This is a genomic window from Psychrobacter sp. DAB_AL43B (assembly GCF_900168255.1).
In the GTDB taxonomy this organism is placed as follows: Bacteria; Pseudomonadota; Gammaproteobacteria; order Pseudomonadales; family Moraxellaceae; genus Psychrobacter.
On the sequence record NZ_LT799838.1, the window covers coordinates 766,994 to 784,455 of the forward strand.

The 17,462-nt window shown below is 43.7% G+C and carries 12 protein-coding genes; 2 read left to right on the forward strand and 10 right to left on the reverse strand.

Translation table 11 applies throughout. The annotated features are described in order from the left end of the window. Nucleotides 1–212: 212 nt before the first annotated feature. From DABAL43B_RS03345 to leuS, 5 genes are all read right to left on the reverse strand, one after another. Entirely contained in the window at nucleotides 213–2,210 is a 1,998-nt protein-coding gene (locus tag DABAL43B_RS03345) for a MacB family efflux pump subunit (protein WP_079691055.1), read from the reverse strand. Between the two features lie 110 nt (nucleotides 2,211–2,320). Next, complete coding sequence (locus DABAL43B_RS03350; protein WP_079691056.1) at nucleotides 2,321–3,685, reverse strand: efflux RND transporter periplasmic adaptor subunit; 1,365 nt, start codon at nucleotides 3,683–3,685, stop codon at nucleotides 2,321–2,323. Nucleotides 3,686–3,946: 261 nt separating this feature from the next. Beyond that, nucleotides 3,947–5,017 carry a DNA polymerase III subunit delta gene (gene holA / locus DABAL43B_RS03355; RefSeq protein WP_079691057.1) on the reverse strand — a complete coding sequence of 357 codons (1,071 nt, stop codon included), beginning with the start codon at nucleotides 5,015–5,017 and terminating at the stop codon, nucleotides 3,947–3,949. Between the two features lie 72 nt (nucleotides 5,018–5,089). Beyond that, entirely contained in the window at nucleotides 5,090–5,809 is a 720-nt protein-coding gene (locus DABAL43B_RS03360) for a hypothetical protein (protein WP_227516729.1), read from the reverse strand. Between the two features lie 53 nt (nucleotides 5,810–5,862). After that, entirely contained in the window at nucleotides 5,863–8,574 is a 2,712-nt protein-coding gene (leuS, locus tag DABAL43B_RS03365) for a leucine--tRNA ligase (RefSeq protein ID WP_413771826.1), read from the reverse strand. 219 nt (nucleotides 8,575–8,793) lie between these two features. On the opposite strand from leuS, the gene DABAL43B_RS03370 reads away from it, so the two are divergent. Continuing rightward, the gene (locus DABAL43B_RS03370) at nucleotides 8,794–9,171 is read left to right on the forward strand and encodes a Spx/MgsR family RNA polymerase-binding regulatory protein (RefSeq protein WP_079691059.1); all 378 of its coding nucleotides are present in this window, start codon (nucleotides 8,794–8,796) and stop codon (nucleotides 9,169–9,171) included. A 90-nt stretch (nucleotides 9,172–9,261) separates the two neighbouring features. Next, nucleotides 9,262–9,621, forward strand: coding sequence for a hypothetical protein (locus DABAL43B_RS03375; RefSeq protein WP_079691060.1), 360 nt, complete (start codon nucleotides 9,262–9,264; stop codon nucleotides 9,619–9,621). 237 nt (nucleotides 9,622–9,858) lie between these two features. On the opposite strand, the gene argB is transcribed toward DABAL43B_RS03375, so the two are convergent. The 5 genes from argB to DABAL43B_RS03400 all read right to left on the reverse strand — a co-directional run bounded on the left by argB (nucleotide 9,859) and on the right by DABAL43B_RS03400 (nucleotide 17,092). After that, a complete protein-coding gene (gene argB, locus DABAL43B_RS03380) occupies nucleotides 9,859–10,770 on the reverse strand; it encodes an acetylglutamate kinase (RefSeq protein ID WP_079691061.1) in 912 nt (303 codons plus the stop codon). A 244-nt stretch (nucleotides 10,771–11,014) separates the two neighbouring features. Further along, nucleotides 11,015–12,901: a phosphomannomutase gene (locus tag DABAL43B_RS03385; protein ID WP_079691062.1), complete on the reverse strand. Its 1,887-nt coding sequence runs from the start codon at nucleotides 12,899–12,901 to the stop codon at nucleotides 11,015–11,017. Nucleotides 12,902–13,004: 103 nt separating this feature from the next. Beyond that, complete coding sequence (gene dut / locus DABAL43B_RS03390) at nucleotides 13,005–13,469, reverse strand: dUTP diphosphatase (RefSeq protein WP_079691063.1); 465 nt, start codon at nucleotides 13,467–13,469, stop codon at nucleotides 13,005–13,007. Nucleotides 13,470–13,561: 92 nt separating this feature from the next. Beyond that, the gene (gene mgtE / locus DABAL43B_RS03395) at nucleotides 13,562–14,965 is read right to left on the reverse strand and encodes a magnesium transporter (RefSeq protein ID WP_079691064.1); all 1,404 of its coding nucleotides are present in this window, start codon (nucleotides 14,963–14,965) and stop codon (nucleotides 13,562–13,564) included. Nucleotides 14,966–15,058: 93 nt separating this feature from the next. After that, on the reverse strand, nucleotides 15,059–17,092 hold the full coding sequence (locus tag DABAL43B_RS03400; protein ID WP_079691065.1) for a UvrD-helicase domain-containing protein: 2,034 nt from the start codon (nucleotides 17,090–17,092) through the stop codon (nucleotides 15,059–15,061). Nucleotides 17,093–17,462 lie beyond the last annotated feature (370 nt).

Genomic DNA, 17,462 nt, shown 5'->3' on the forward strand with positions numbered 1-17,462 from the left:
TTGTATCTCTAAACGTGAGAGCACATTATATATATAATTAAGACAATTACAACCCCGAATTATCAAAAAAGTGAAAATCTTACGTAATAAGTGGTAATTTTTTAAATTTAGCTATTATTTAGGTTTTGAGCTACTTGGTTTTGAGCTAATTATTGTCATGATTGATTTTTGGTTTTGAAATTGGTGCTCATAATCTTGTGCTCATAATATTTCTAATCTCTAGATAGGGCTTCTACAGGGTCAAGCTTGGCCGCATTACGGGCCGGTAAAAAGCCGAACACAACACCGATAAGCGTCGAGCAGACAAAAGCGGCAATAATAGAGGTTGGTGAGTAGATGACTTTAAAGCTATCTCCGCCCACACTGTTAATCAGCTCACCGATGGCAAATGCCATCCCAATACCCAGTAAACCCCCTAAAATACAGACCAAAACGGCTTCGATAAGGAACTGCTGCATGATATCGCTTTGACGAGCACCGACTGCCATACGTACGCCAATCTCATTGGTGCGCTCGGTCACTGATACTAGCATGATATTCATAACACCAATACCGCCTACGACTAAAGAGATAATGGCAATGGATGAAATAAGTAAGGTTAGCGCAGTGGTGGTAGATTCAATGGTCTGACGAATAGAGTCGGAGTTACGTATACGAAAATCATCAGTACCATGGCGGCTTTGCATGAGTTCCGAGATGGCAGATTCAGCGGCAGAGGATGAGATATTGTTATCAATCAGCGCCACAAAGCTTTCGATATAAGCGCTGCCTATAAGACGTGACATCATGGTGGTATAAGGCATATATAAGGTGGGAGAGTCCTGCCCACTACTGAAGCCGCTGTCATTGGGTTCTAATACCCCGATGATGCGCCCCGGCACGCTGCCTATGAGCAAGACTTCACCGATGGGATTGGCGTTGTCAGGGAAAAAGGTCTGCTTGGCATTGTCATCAATGATAATGTCTTGGCTACGGCGTAGGACGCTTTGCTCATCGAAGCCTTGTCCTTGGCTTAGCGTCTCGCCGGTCACGTCGAGATAGTCTTTACCCACACCTCTAACGCTTGCCGCTTCTTGTATATTACGGTAGCGCACATTGGTGTTGGTATTGATTTGCGGGCTGACGCTAATGACATAGGGCTGATCAGCGACGGCTTGTGCGTCTTGCGGGGTTAGATTGTCATCGTTATATTGACGTCTAGGATCGCCATAGGGGTAGCCGTCAGTGACAGTGATGGTGTTAGTACCCAATGAGCTAATATTAGACAGAATTTGCGCTTGTGAGCCTTTACCTAGCCCGACCACTGACACCACTGAGGCGATACCAATGATAATACCTAACATGGTCAATAACGTACGCATCTTATGCGCGCGCATGGCGAGTAGCGACATTTTGAACGCTTCAAATAGGCGGTCAATAAAACTGCTAAAGGCACTTTTGCGACGTTTGTCTAAAATAGACGCCGGCTGGGCGGCTATTTGTTGATAATCTTCGTTTTTATAGTCCGCTATAATGTAGCCGTCTTTGATTTCAATCACGCGTTCAGCTTGTTCGGCTAGATTGGGATCATGAGTCACCATTATAATGGTATGACCTTGGGCGTTTAACTCTTTTAAGATTTGTACGACATCTTCACCTGACTTACTATCAAGTGCACCTGTCGGCTCATCCGCTAAGATGATATCGCCGCCATTCATCAAAGCCCTTGCAATAGAGACACGCTGTTGCTGGCCACCCGATAGCTGGCTTGGGCGATTATTAACCTTGTCAGCCAACCCTAAGTCTGACAGCAGTTTTTCAGCGCGCTCATTGCGCGCTTGACCGTCCATCCCTGCGTAAACTGCAGGCACAGAAACATTGTCACGAGCGTTGATATCACCCAGCAGATGATAGCGCTGAAAAATAAAGCCAAAATGCTCACGGCGTAGTTTTGCCAGCTCGTCGGCTTCCAAGCGACTAACCGATTGACCAAATACTTGATAGTCGCCTGCAGTCGCTTGATCTAAGCAGCCTAAGATATTCATCAAGGTTGATTTGCCTGAGCCAGATTGCCCGATAATAGCAACCATTTCACCTTGATGAATGGTTAAGTTGATATCATCTAGCACGCGAATAGTTTGCTCGCCTGCCTTGAACTCTTTAATCAGTCCTTTGACTTGCATCAAGGGTATAGCCGTCGCGGTGTTAGAGGTGGGGTCTTGGTTGCTCATCTGCCATGCTGCCTATATCAATCAATATCAACGTTCATCGTCCGCTAGTGAACGCTCGAGGTGTTGCGCCTGATCCTCATCACAGCCCTAATTATGATTAGGGTTTAACGCTAAAACGGTCTGCGACCTCTACCGCCTTTTGCACCTTTCTCAGGTCCTTCTTCGCTTAATATAACTTCATCGCCTACCTTAAGACCACTCAATATCTCAGCATTGACACGGTTATTGATACCTACTTTTACCGTTTGTTCAACGACTTCGCCATCGGCTTTGAGCACGCGGACATTGGCCATGGTTGTACCCGGATCACTGTCAGGCTTAGTCGCAGTGGTAGACTCTGTTTTAGCGTTTCTAGCTTTTTTAGAGTTAGCGGCAGGTTGTAAGGCAGCAGAGGGGATAAGTAAAGCGTCTTTTGCTTGATTAATAACGATATAAACTTGTGCTGTCATATCAATACGGAAGCGGCGTTCGGTATTCGGCACTTCGATATAACCGACGTAGTAGATAGCAGCATCGGTAGAGCTGGTATCGCTAATTTTTTCAGGAGCCGGTTCAATGGCTTTAAGAGTCGCATCATATTTTTGGTCGGGATTACCGATGATATTAAAATAGACTGGCAGCCCTGCTTTAACGTTAATGACGTCGGCTTCAGAGATTTGTGCATTGATTCGTACGGTTGATAAATCGGCTAATGTCACAATGGTCGGGGCCGTTTGATTGGCGTTCACCGTCGTCCCTTGCTCAGTCGTTACCGATACGACTGTCCCTGACATTGGCGCACGAATGGTGGTGTAGCTCAAATCTTCTTGAGCGGTGCTGACGTTGGTTTGAGATTTACGTAATGCTGCCTGTTGGCTATTAATATTCGCCTCGGTGGTTGCAATCGCTGCTTTGGCAGTCTCAATGGCGGCGCGTGCATTAGCCACGGCTGCTTTAGCCGTTTCAACACGAGTGCCTTGCGTATCGTATTCTTGTTGAGAGATAGCATCGATGGCGACCAATGATTGCAGGCGGGTAAAGTCTGATTGTGCTTGTCTTAATTCAGACTGACGGCTATTAAGATCAGCTTGTGCGCCTTTTAAACCCGCTTGACGACTTAAAGATTCTGCTTGTGCACTTTGCAGCGCGGCTTCACTTTGTTCAAGGCTCGCTTGCTCATTACTTAGATTATTCTTTTGAGTAACTTGATCAATCTGCGCAATTAAATCGCCTTTTTTTACCTCATCGCCGACTTCGACGAATAGCCGCGTCACTTCACCAGATACCTGCGCGCCAACATCTACCGTATTTAGCGCTTTGACTTTTCCAGAGGCCATGACGTTATTTTCAATATCGCCAATCTCAGCTGTCGCGGTTAGATAGTTAGGTGTAGCTTCTTTTGGTTTTAAGGTTTTATAGGCTAAAGCCGCTAAGGCGACGATAATTAAGGCAATAATGCCCCATTTAATAGCAGACTTTTTGCTCATTTTGCGCATGACAACAATCCAATCACAATTAAATCAAGTGTAGCTATAGTAAAGACTTCATATCTAAAAAGGAATGGTAATTAGTTTGCGAAAGGTTAAGAAGAGATATTGAGGCGGATTTTAAAGAAGAGGTTTGGATTTGTGAATAGGATTAATGAGTAAAAGAAGCAGGTTAAACAATAATATCATTCAAAATATCATTCAAAATATGATTTATGGTTGATTGATAAATAAGTAAGTAAGTAAGTAAGTAAGGAGCAACAACTTTGCTTATTTAGTAGGGAATAAACGCTTGCCTGATAGCTCTAACGCTGCTTGTAGTAACAACTCCCATGCTGGTTGACGCACGAGACCTTTGATTGCTTGGTCACAGCGATAAAGTAGTGCAGGCCAAGAGACCGTTTGCGCTTTTGACTGACGACGACAGGCTTGTTGGTATAAGCCTTGTTTGCTACGCCAAATACCAAGAGCTTGCGGGTCTTGCCCATCCATCAATTGCATAATCTGCCGCATGTCTTTACTAATTGACCATAAAACCAACGTGGTTGGTTCATCAGTGGCTTTGAGCTGAAAAATAATTTTTGCCACTTGTGCGCTGTTACCTGCAAGCATCGCATCAGATAAATCGAACACGCTAAATTGGGCATCGCTGACCAATGCGGCTTGTAAATCTTTGATATCCAATGCGACGTTTGCTGTATTTGTCACAGCATTGCTGCTTTCTTGATTAGTACTATTTGCCATTAGCTGCGGGGCAAACAAGTAGGATAACCGCCATAAGGTTTGATAGGCGCTTAGCAAATGATGTTCAGTATGTGACATGAGAAGCTGCCAAGCGTCTTGAGACAGCTTTAAGCCAAACTGCTGGGCTTGTATCTGTAATAGCTGCTGGCGCTGTTGTTCATTATATAAATTGCAGTCAATGACATGACCATATTGAGAAAATGGCGCAAACCATTTACTGCTTTGGGCACGTTTGTCTTGTTTGGGCGTTAACCATAATAGGCTATGACTATGGGCACCAGTTTGAGCATCCTGTGCAAAGCGTTCTAACTCTGTAATGACCGCTTTATCAGGCTTATGATTGCCCGTCACAATCAGTGCGCTGGCATCATCGAATAAAGACTGGCTACCAAGCTCTGATAGTACCTCTTGCCAGCTCTTAACCGATACCAGCTCTATGCGCTTGATGGCGTAGTTCTGCGTGCGCCAATGCGGTCGCAAGGCGTCAATCAACCATTGACTCAGTAACGGCTCATCGCCATGCGCCAACCACAAGCCCGCTACTGCAACTGAGGGTTGTAGTAGTTTTGGATAGGCTTTTATAAAGGTATCTTGCATAGATATATGAGAACACAGGGTTATGGATGTGGATTTAAAAGTGTGATTCTAAGAATACTAATCGGCTAAAAACTAAGGTTTTGGTACGATAATGGCATTAGATGCTGAGCCTTTGCTGATTTGAGCGGAGGTATTGGCGCTGGCAGGTGTCACCTTAGGCAGCGCAATAGCGACATATTGATCGGTAATGCGGCGCGCTAAACTGTCATAGAGCCAGTCACGAATTTGATCACCTTGCTGGTCATCAGTACTCACCGACGCTTCGTTATACTGATAGCTACGCTCAACTTGGATAGGATTAGTAAGCGTCACAGGTTTGCCATTTTCAATACTTTGATAGCTGACATCAGCTGACAATACCAAGCGGATTTCTGTTAATACACCGACCAATTCATAACGTTTAAAACGTATATTGTTGACGGTAATAGCAGCGATGGTTTCAGCGCCTGCTCGTTGGTTATTATTGGCAACGTCAGCCAAGGTCATGTTAGTAATCACATCGACACCTAGTGCTTCTAGGCGCCTTGTGAGCGGTAATTTAAGCGGGAATGAGGTGCGATTGTCTTCGACAATCACTGCTGTTTTGGCAACATCAAACAGCATTGACTCGCCATAACCACGTAGCTGAAAGCCGCAACCACTGAGTCCTGCCGTCGCACCAAGTACCGCAAACATTGGCAAAGCCGCGAGTAGTGCCGTCGCTAGTTTTTGTCTACTCGACTTATTGGGCATGCGGTTTTGTCCCTTTAATTGTGTTTGATGTGACTGCATAGCTGGGTGTTTATACGACATAGTCGCTATCCTTATTTTAATAATAAGACCTAAAGCATGACGTTCCAATAGGTCTAGCCTGCAACCACAATATTAACCAGTTTATTGGGTACGACGATTTCTTTTTTAATCTCACCAGTAAGAAACTTTGCCACCCCTTCAAGCGCGCGTGCCTGTGCTTTTATCTGTTCAGGGTCACTATTTGGCGCTACATCCATCTTACCGCGCATTTTACCGTTGACCTGAATCACCATGGTAACCATGTCTTGTATCAGAGCGCTTTCATCGACCGTTGGGTAGTTTAGCGTCACGGTATCAAGACCTAATTGCTCAAGTAAGTGCTCACCAATGTGCGGCGCATACACCGATAGCATAATCAATAAATCAATCAGTGCTTCATGCTGTACTTGCAGATCTTGCTCGCTACTGGCTTTAAAGTTACTTAGCTCGTTGGCAAGCTCCATTAGACTGGATACGGGCGTATTCAGTGCCAAACGCTTACCTAAATCACTGTCAATCTTGCCGATGGTCTCATGAGTTTTACGACGTAATGCTTTTGCTTCTTTGCTTAAACCGTCAGTATTCAAGGAGTCATTATTTAGCGTACTATTATTCAGCGTATCAAGGCTTAAGTTAGCAGCAGCTAACGCTTGGATATGCTCAGTCGCAACGCGCCAAACTTTTTTAACAAAATTATAAGGGCCTTTTAACGCGTCATCCGACCATTCAAGGGTTTGGTCAGCAGGCGCCGTAAACAAAGTATATAGACGAACCGTATCAGCACCATATTTATCAATGGTTATTTGTGGATCAACACCGTTATTTTTTGACTTAGACATTTTTTCGATTTTACCAATCGTTACTGGCTGTCCGTCTGATTTTAAAATGGCTTTAATCGGTTGACCGCGCTCGTCATAATCAATATCGACATCTTCGGTAAAGTAATAAGTGGTGCTGCCATCGCTATTGACGCGGTAGAATGTACCGGCAAGTACCATACCTTGAGTCATTAAATTCTTAAAAGGTTCATCGCCTGATACTAAGTTTTCATCACGCATGAGCTTATGGAAGAAGCGCGCATAAAGTAGATGCATGACCGCATGCTCAACACCGCCGATATATTGATCGACAGGCAGCCATTTATTTGCAGCAGATTTATTGACCATGTTAGTCGTATCATGCGGACTGGCAAAGCGCGCATAGTACCAGCTTGACTCTACAAAGGTATCAAAGGTATCGGTTTCGCGCTCAGCAGGATTGCCGCATTTAGGACAAGTAGTGTTCACAAACTCTGGGATGTTTTTAAGCGGATTACCACGACCGTCAGGAACGACGTCAGTCGGTAGAATAACGGGTAAATCTTTCTCGTCAACAGGCACGGTGCCGCAATGCTCACAGTTGACCATTGGGATCGGGCAGCCCCAATAGCGCTGGCGTGAGACGCCCCAATCACGTAGACGATATTGGATTTTTTTCTTAGCAAGCTGTTGTGGTTCAAGCTTAACTAGCATCGCTGCAAACGCTTGCTCAAAATCTAGCCCGTCAAATTCACCTGAATTAACCAAGATATTGCGCTCAGTGTAAGCACGATTGTCGTCATCTTCTACATCATCGAAATAGCCAGCAGGAATATCAATCACTTGCTTAATCGGAAGCTCGTATTTAGTGGCAAACTCATAATCACGCTCATCATGCGCTGGTACTGCCATTACTGCGCCAGAGCCATAGCTCATCAATACATAGTTGGCAACCCAAACTGGCACTTCTTCGCCAGTCAATGGATGAGTAACGGTAAGACCGGTATCCATACCAATTTTTTCAGCTTTAGCCAAATCTGCTTCAGCGACCGAACCTTTTTTGCACAGCGCGCAGAATTGAGCAATCGCTTCATCATGCTCAGAAGCATATTGCGCTAAAGGATGCTCGGCAGCAACCGCCACATAAGTGACGCCCATTAAAGTATCAGGACGAGTGGTAAACACATCTAAAGTATTGCTTTCGCCTGCAAGCTCATAAGGGAAATGCACTTCCATACCGGCACTACGACCAATCCAGTTGCGCTGCATGGTAATGACTTCAGATGGCCAGTGACCTTCTAGTTGATCCAAATCATCCAATAGCTCATCGGCATAATCGGTAATATTGAAATAATACATTGGAATATCACGTTTTTCGACGGCAGCACCACTACGCCAGCCCTTACCATCGATAACTTGCTCATTGGCTAAAACGGTATTATCGACTGGATCCCAGTTGACGGTCGCAAGCTTTTTATAAACCAAGCCTTTTTTATACAACTGCAAAAATAACCATTGTTCCCACTGATAATACTCAGGGCTACAAGTGGCAAATTCACGTGACCAGTCGATAGACAAACCAAGCAATTTCAGCTGCGCGCGCATGCTATCAATATTTTCAAACGTCCATTTTGCCGGTGGTGTCTGATTAGCAATTGCCGCATTTTCTGCTGGCAAGCCAAAGCCGTCCCAGCCCATTGGCTGCATGACTTCATAGCCTTTAAGACGGTAATAACGGCTCAGCACGTCAGAAATCGTATAGTTACGCACGTGACCCATATGCAGCTTACCGCTTGGGTAAGGGAACATTGACAGCATATAGCGACTTGGCTTATCGCTTGGCTCATTGCTGACTTCAAAACGCTTGTCTGTTGCCCATTTGGCTTGCTGCTGCGCTTCGATAAGTTGTGGCTGATATTGGGCATTATCGATAGAAGTATTATTAGTAGGGTTAGTATTAGCAGTTTCTGCTGTCACGGCGTTGCTCATAGTTGGCTCGGAATCGGTTATTACAGATAAATGGGGTGAAATTTTATAATGCCATAGCATAGCGTAATTTGACGAAAATTGCGACGATATGATGCCGCCTTTACTCGATAGCTTTGCTGCTTTAAAAGTAATTCAAACCGTCATTTAATTTTGCTTCTCGCCAGTCTTAAGGGTTATTTAGGTATAATAAAGAATAACGATAATTGACTTGGAGTTCATATGACCATCACTATTTACGGAATCAAATCATGTAGCACGATGAAAAAAGCCTTTACAAAACTTGATGAGCTTGGCGTCAGCTATGATTTTCATGATTATAAAAAGCAGGGCATAGATAAAGAGAGCGTAGAGCGCTGGGTAAACGAGCTAGGTATCGATAAGGTGCTAAATAAGCGCGGCACAACATGGCGTAAGCTGACCGATGAGCAGAAGCAAGCGGCAGATAGCGATGTGGATAAAGCAATTGATTTGCTGGTCGAAAACACCAGTATGATTAAGCGTCCGATAGTAGAAGGCAAGATAGCAGATAAGAACCAGGGTCAGGACATACTGTTATGTGGCTACAATGAGGTTGAATTTGATACAAAGCTTGAATAGATAAGCTGCCCATTTCGTTTATGATAATTATAAGGCAGTAATTAAAAGGAAGTTTACGGTTTTATTATAATCACGGACGAGGATAAGACTATGAAAAAGTTATTGTTAATGGCAACACTTGCTGTAGCACCTTTGATGGTTACAAGCGTACAAGCCGCAGATACGTCAACTAAGATAACCTTTGCTAAAGACAGCTACTGTGGTAGTTTTACCGGCAATATTCAGAATGGTAAAGTATTTCGTTTATGGCTCATGCCAGATCAAAATTTAGTTATTCGTAACGTCGGTGACGATCAAATCAATGTCGCTTATGTATCAGGACCTAGTGGGCGCTTAAGCGGTGATCGTTATGAGAATGAAACGTCTTATATTACCCAGCGCAAAGGTAATCATCATATGAAAGTTTATGGTAACAGTAGCCATAGCTCTGTTGAGTTCTGCGCTTATTAAATGGTTTTAGGTTTAGCGCTTATAGAAAATTAAAAAAGCCCAAGCTTGGATGTTAAATGCCAAGTTTGGGCTTTTTTATGCTAATGATGACTATAGTAGATTCACTTTAAAATCGATGCAGTGCAACTGGAAGGAATTTTTCGTAGCCTCTGTGATAGCAGCAAGCAAGGAAAATTTATAACAGTTGCACATAGCTACTAATGTATCAGTTTTATCTTGAACTGACTATATAGCCTACTAGCTCATTGACGAATCTAAGTCGCGACTGATTAATGTACCAACACCTTCGTTGGTGAAAATCTCTAACAGCGTCGCATGAGGAACGCGACCATCAACGATAACCGCGCTTTTAACACCACTACGAACCGCATCAAGTGCACATTGAATCTTTGGAATCATGCCGCCTGAGATCGTACCATCTGCAATTAGGCTATCAACTTTCTGTGGTGTCAGTCCAGTGACGACTTGACCATCACGGCCCAAGACCCCTTTGATATTGGTCAATAGCATCAATTTTTCTGCTTGTAAAAACTCCGCTACTTTACCAGCGACCAAATCCGCATTGATATTATAAGTATTGCCTTCGCTATCGACGCCAAGTGGGGCAATAACAGGAATAAAGTTTGAGGCAATGAGCATATTAATGACATCTTTATTGACGCTGACCACATCACCGACAAAGCCTAAATCTACCGGTACCGCAATACCATCTTCGCCAATTTTTTCCATCTTCAGTTTTTTAGCTAGGATTAAATTGGCATCTTTACCAGTCAAACCAATGGCGCTGCCACCATGCTTGTTGATTAAACTGACAATCGATTTATTGACGCTACCGCCCAACACCATTTCAACGATATCCATCGTGCTTTTATCAGTGACGCGCATGCCGTCGATACGATCTGACTGACGTCCAAGCTCCTTTAATAAATTATCCACTTGTGGACCACCGCCGTGTACGACGACAGGATGCATGCCAACCGTTTTTAGCAAGACGATATCGCGAGCAAAAGAGCTTTCAAGCGCAGGATCGGTCATCGCATTGCCACCGTATTTGACCACGATGATTTTATCGACAAAGCGTTGAATGTAGGGTAGGGCTGTGGTCAAGACTTCAGCGGTAATTTTGGCTTCATCTAAATTTAAGGTCATTATAAACTCCTAAAATACGGTATTAAGCGGTCGGTTGTTTCAATAAAAAATGTATGGATAAAAAGGCTATATTCGATACTAAATAAAATAGATACGTTGTTTTATAACGCGAGACTGGGATGAGTTTTTCTTGCTTACTGTGCCTACGCCGACAGAGGCTGCAAAAAATAATCCCAGTCTCGCTGTATCTTTTTTACATTAAACTGACTATACGCTTGTGATAAAAAGTAGTTTTGGCAACTAGCTATTCAGGAAGAATAGCCATAATTTGCGCTGCTAAATCTTCATCAAATGGATGGCATAAAGCGGCGAATTTTGCCTGAATATCTTTTAGATCCTCTATGCTGTCGCCAGCAAAGCGAGCAGTTAAATTGTGACTGGTATTTGATTGACGTAGCACCCCAAAACCGTGTGCAAAATCTAAACGTACGCCATCGATACAACTCAGTTTGGTCCCGACAGGCAATAAATATTGTGCTTGTTGCAATGTTATATAGGGTCTTTTAGCAGAGCATGTGCACTCTGAGACAGCACAGTCGATGATTGGTTGGTGCTCAATATGAGTAGAAGTAAGCGATGTTGCTTTTATAAGTTGTTGTAAGTACAGACATAGCCGGATAAGCCGCTCTACGATTGAGCAGTCTGTCAAAGCTGTCTCTGGAAGCGGTAAATAATGGTCAGCAGTACTCACTATTACCGGTAAGCCATGAATGATAATAGCTAAGTTTGGAGAAATTTTACCGCTATTGGCTGTATGTCCCAGCCAATGTAATAGCCGTAATGCTGCGTACATGGCGTCATCATAAAGGATGAAATAGCCATCATTAAAAATAAAATGACCTGATAACTCACCAGCGAATATAATTTGATTATTAGATTGTTGTAAACGTCTACGTATCAGGCTGCTACCCGTTTTGCTCATCACGGCTGTTGCGCCAAGTTCAGTAATGAGCTTGGGCAAATGATGGCAGCATTTAATATCAAAGAGAATTTGAGACGGTAATTGCGAATCAGTTAAAAATTCAGGGCGTTCAGTCAGCGCTACTTGTGCTAATAAGTAGAGTAAATGGTCAGGCGTGACAACCTTGCCGTTATTATCGACAATCATCAGCCTATCGCCATCGCCATCAAAAGCGATACCTATATCTGCTTGATGCGTAACAACGCTTTGTTGCAGCTGTTTGAGTCGATGTGGTTCAGTAGGATCAGGATTGCCCGTTGGGAAATGTCCGTCTGGTATATCGTTGAACATGATGACATGTTGGCAAAAGCGCTCAAATAAGTGCTGGGCGATATTGCTGGTTGCACCATGCATACAGTCTATGACAACCACCAAATCAAGTTTGGATAATGGTTTTTGGTTGTCTTTTGGGTTCTGATCCTCACGTGGATTGTCGTGCTGATAAAGCTGCTTAAACACTTGCACAATAGTATCTATATAAGTCGTTGCGACTTGTTCAGCGGATAAGTGCATCTGATTATTATTGATAAGGGTATCACTTGCACTTAACGGTGTATTTTGAGCTTTGTTATCTTTTTGAAGGCAGCTTTTTTGAATGTTACTTTTTTGAGTGTTACTTTGTTGAATGTTACTTTTTTGAGTGTTACTTTGTTGAGGAGCACTGTGGTTTAAATGGCTACCATTCAGTTTCTGGTCAAGTAGCTGCTGATAAAGTCCTTGTATCTCTGTGCTGCTAGGAGACTGATGGTTTACTAACCACTTAATACCTAAAATGTCTTTGGCAGAGTGGCTGGCCGTCACAACAATGCCGTGACCCTGATAGTGCTCTGCCCAAAAAACCATCATAGGGGTGGTCACTAAACCCAGCTGGATAACTTGTATGCCGCACTGAGTCAATATATGGGCGAGCTTTTGAGCAATAACGTCACTACCGCAGCGCACATCATAACCAATCACGACGATAATTTTTTCATTATCCGGGTTTTGAATCATGTTTGGCATGAGAGCGCTGTTTTTTAAATTGTACTGTATTGGATGGCGGTGTGAGGCATGATAAAGGTGAGCAAAAGCGTGCCCTAGTGCTTGAATAAAGTCAGTGGTGAAATGCTGGTGCGAACCACGAATATCATAAGCACGAAATAAGGGTTGCTGCGCAGCAAAAGACGGCATCGCTTACTCTCCTTATTATCGTGATTGATGGGGTTGTGGTTAATGAAAAACGCATAGCTGGTTATGAGTGTTTAGACAATTCATAGTGATTTAACGGTTACTATTATTGACGACCGGAGTGGCCAAAACCACCGGCCCCGCGTGCGCTAGTATCACTAAATTCTGTCACCACTTCAAACTCAGGGCGGGCAACTGGTACAACGACATACTGTGCCATACGCTCTGCTGGATTGAGGACAAAGTCTTCATTGCTGCGATTCCAAATACTGACCATCAGCTCGCCTTGATAATCGGCATCAATCAAGCCGACCAAGTTACCCAAAACGATACCGTGCTTATGACCGAGACCTGAGCGCGGCAAAATCATTCCGGCAAAATTAGGGTCTTGAATATAAACCGCAAGACCGGTGCCAATTAAATGCGTTGCACCTGCTTTAATGGTCAAAGGCTCATCAATACAAGCACGTAGATCAATACCAGCACTACCATCAGTGGCACGTGTCGGTAGCGAGAACGCTTTATCTTCGGTGATTTTAGGGTTTAATACTTTAACTTGGACAGCTTGCATAACGCACTCACTTAACGATTTAATGGTTTTATAAATTTAATGTTTTAATCTAAGAGATAAAATTGATGATTTTTTTGAAGCTATATATTCGATTATAGTATCAGCAAACTTGCTAAGCCCAAAAACGACATAAAGCCGACAATATCTGTCACGGTAGTCAGGATCACTGAGGCAGATAACGCAGGATCGATATTCATGCGCTTTAGCATCAGCGGAATACTAATCCCCGAGACATTGGCGGCGGTCATATTAATCGCAATAGCCAGACCGATGACCGCACTAATTTTAATGTCATGAAACCACAATTGAGCAATAAACGCCATGATTATCGCCCATATAATACCGTTTATCGCCCCAACCCACAGCTCTTTATTTAATAACCATAGACGGTTAGAACCACCAATTTGACCCATCGCCATACCACGGATGACGACAGTGAGTGTTTGCGAGCCTGCGATACCGCCCATACTAGCGACCACTGGCATCAGTATCGCTAGCGCCACGACTTTTGCTAATACCGCCTCAAACTGTCCAATCACCGCAGCCGCTAATAGAGCCGTACATAAGTTAATGCCCAGCCAAATACTACGGCTTTTGGCACTGGTTAAAATAGGCGCAAACAGCTCTTCATCTTGGCTGACACCAGCAAGATTTTTCATAGTGCTATCGACATCATCTTGGATAATTTCCATGATATCCTCACCATTTAACTGACCGACCAGCTCGCCATGGCTATTAATAACGGGTGCAAAACGGATGTCTTCTGAGCGGAAAATAGCGGCGGCATCTTGAATATCTAGACGATCATTAATGGTGATGGCAGTATGAATCAAATCTGCAACTAGCGTGTTTTGGTTATGCTTAATCAAATCAGCCAGACTTAATAAGCCAAGCAGTTGCTGGCTTTTATCAACGACCAGTAGTTCCTGGCTTTCATCATCGAGCAGCTCAATATTTTCTCGTAGCCAGTTTTGCACCTCAGCCAACGTCATATCTTCTCGAACCTGAATAAGCTCAGGATTCATATAGCTGCCGACTTCCCAGTCTTTATAGGTATCAAGTTTGTTGACCTGAACTCGGATATCCTCATCCAAGGTCGCCATGACCGAGGTACGCACGCTCTCAGTTACCGTATCTAAAATCTCTGAGATGTCTTGGGCATCAAGATCTTGGGTGAAAAGCGATATCTCTTTTGAGGAGATGTTCTCTAGCAATGGCTGGCGTGTATCAAATTCTAGTTCAGCGAGGACCTCGCCTTTGATATTTTCAGGGACTTGGGCCCAAATCAATAGGCGGTTTTGAGTAGGAAATGATTCTAGTAAGTTGGCAATCTCATACTCTGACTGCTTGGTTAAAAACTCAGTAATAGCCACATACGCTTTATCAGCAACCAGCTCTTGCAAATACAGTAGCTTATATTCGGCGCTATATTCAGCCGGATTATAGTCTCCCTGTCGTGTCGATGGTCGTTCTTGATTCGGCGTCGGGGTGGGCATAAAAGTTCCAAGTTTTGAGGTTCTAAATAATGGTAATGACTACAGACTGGATGGTAGTCCAACCTACGCTTCTCTCAAGCATTTATCCTAAAGCTAGCGATTGCCCAATAACGCTCGAATATTGGCCAAATATTCATCGGCGACGGCTTCTGGATCTTTGGTGGCTTTTTTCTTCTTGGCTTTGGCTGGCCAGTCGATGTGCTCTTCTGGCAGTTCATCTAAAAATCTTGATTCAGAAGTGACGCGCATCTGACCGCCAGCACGGCGCTGAGTGGCTAGCGTCAAGGTCAGCTCACGACGGGCGCGAGTAATGCCTACATACATTAAGCGCCGTTCTTCTTCGACCGTCTCGCTTAAGATGGAGTTGCGATGCGGTAGCATTTCTTCCTCAAGCCCCATAATGTAGACAAAATCAAATTCCAAGCCTTTTGCGGCATGCAAGGTCATCAGATTGACTTTATTGGTATTTTCTTCTTCTTGCTGCTGCTCAAGCATATCCAGCAACACCAGCTTACGAATAATAGTATCGATCGTCCGATCTTCGTCTTCTTCAGCGCGATTAATCAGTGATTGAATACTGGTATAGAGCATATCGATATTATCGATACGGTTTTTTTCTTGTTGCGGTGTCTTAGAGTCACTACGGACAAAGTCAATATAACCGGTCTCATCAATCATCTGACGTACGATTGGCACAGGGTCGGGGTGTCCGTCCAGCTCACGGGTATAATGTTCAATAAAATCGCCAAACTCTTTTAAAGTGCCATAAGCTTTCGATGGCAAGACATGACTAAGACCGGCATGAGTACACGATGCCAATAGTGAGATGCTATGCTCTTGCGAAAATAAGCCCAGTTTTTCAAGCGTGGCTGGTCCCATACCACGTTTAGGCGTATTAATAATACGCAAAAAAGCACTGTCATCTTCAGGATTCAATATCATCCGTAGATAGCCCATGATATCTTTAATTTCACTACGGGCAAAAAAGGACTGACCACCGGATAATTTATAAGGGACTTGCAATTGACGCAGCTGTGCTTCTAGCATGCGCGCCTGAAAGTTACTACGATAGAGGACAGCATACTGATCCCATTCATTACCAAAGCGCAGTTTGTGGGTGACGATTTCTTTGGCGACGCGCTCGGACTCATCATCGTCATTGCGACAATTGATAATGCGAATTTTTTCGCCTTGACCTTTATCTGACCACAGTTTCTTTTCAAATAAATGCTCGTTATTGGTAATAACGGCGTTGGCAGAGGTCAAAATACGACTGGTCGAGCGATAGTTTTGCTCGAGCATCACAATTTTTAATTTTGGGAAATCCTCTTTGAGCAGTGCCATGTTTTCAGGCTTTGCACCGCGCCACGCATAGATAGACTGGTCATCATCGCCAACCACGGTAAAGCGTCCTTGCGGTCCGACCAAATATTTAATCATCTCATACTGAGCGGTATTGGTATCTTGATATTCATCGACAAGCAGGTAACGAATGCGGTTTTGCCATTTATCACGCAGTTCTCTATTTTCACGCAATATTTTAGTCGGCAATACAATCAAGTCATCAAAATCGACCGCATTATAAGCACGTAAGTTACGCTCATATAGCGCATAAAGCGTCGCAAAAATCATATCTTCCGGATCGTCTAAGGTTTCCATCGCCTTATCAGGCTCAATCAGATCATTTTTCCAATCAGAAATCATTTTTATCGCTTTACCGACCAGCTCACGACTTTCAGCGCCACTTAAGTTATCGCGCATCATCAGCTCCATCAGCAGACGTTTACTATCGTCGCTGTCCATGATGGAGAAGTTGCCCTTGAGCGGTGTATGAATCAGCTCATAACGTAAAAACTGAAGCCCAAATTGGTGAAAGGTCGACACCGTCAGCCCGCGCGTCTTTTCGCTCGGCAGTAATTTACTGACCCGAGCTTTCATTTCACGCGCCGCTTTATTGGTAAAAGTCACCGCCGTGATACGCTCAGCTGGCATGTTACATTCTTCAATAAGATAAGCAATTTTGCGCGTAATCACTGACGTCTTACCGGAACCGGCACCTGCTAGCACAAGCAATGGACCTGATACGTAGAGCATCGCTTCTTGTTGTTTGGGATTAAGTTGACTCATAAGGTGACCTGTAAGACAAAAGCAAAAAAAGAAAGCAAAAATAGGCTAGCGCCGATATAAAAAGCTGCTAAGTTAAATAAATACCGTATTAAGCAAATTGATAGCGCAATATGGCAATATGGCGTCATATAGAAATTGAAACATGGCGTCGATAGGATTATTCAAATAATCAGCTAATTGAGCTCATGGTAATTAATATTTTGTGACAATTAATCATGAAAGCCGTCGTTAAAACAGCTGTCGATACCGCCACTGATATAACCATGGAATTCGGTGGGTCATTATAAAGCAAAACCCCTATCTTTGGGTGAGGAGTTAGTGGATGAGTGCTCAGTAAAAAAGCGTTTAGATTGCGAGACTTACACTATAT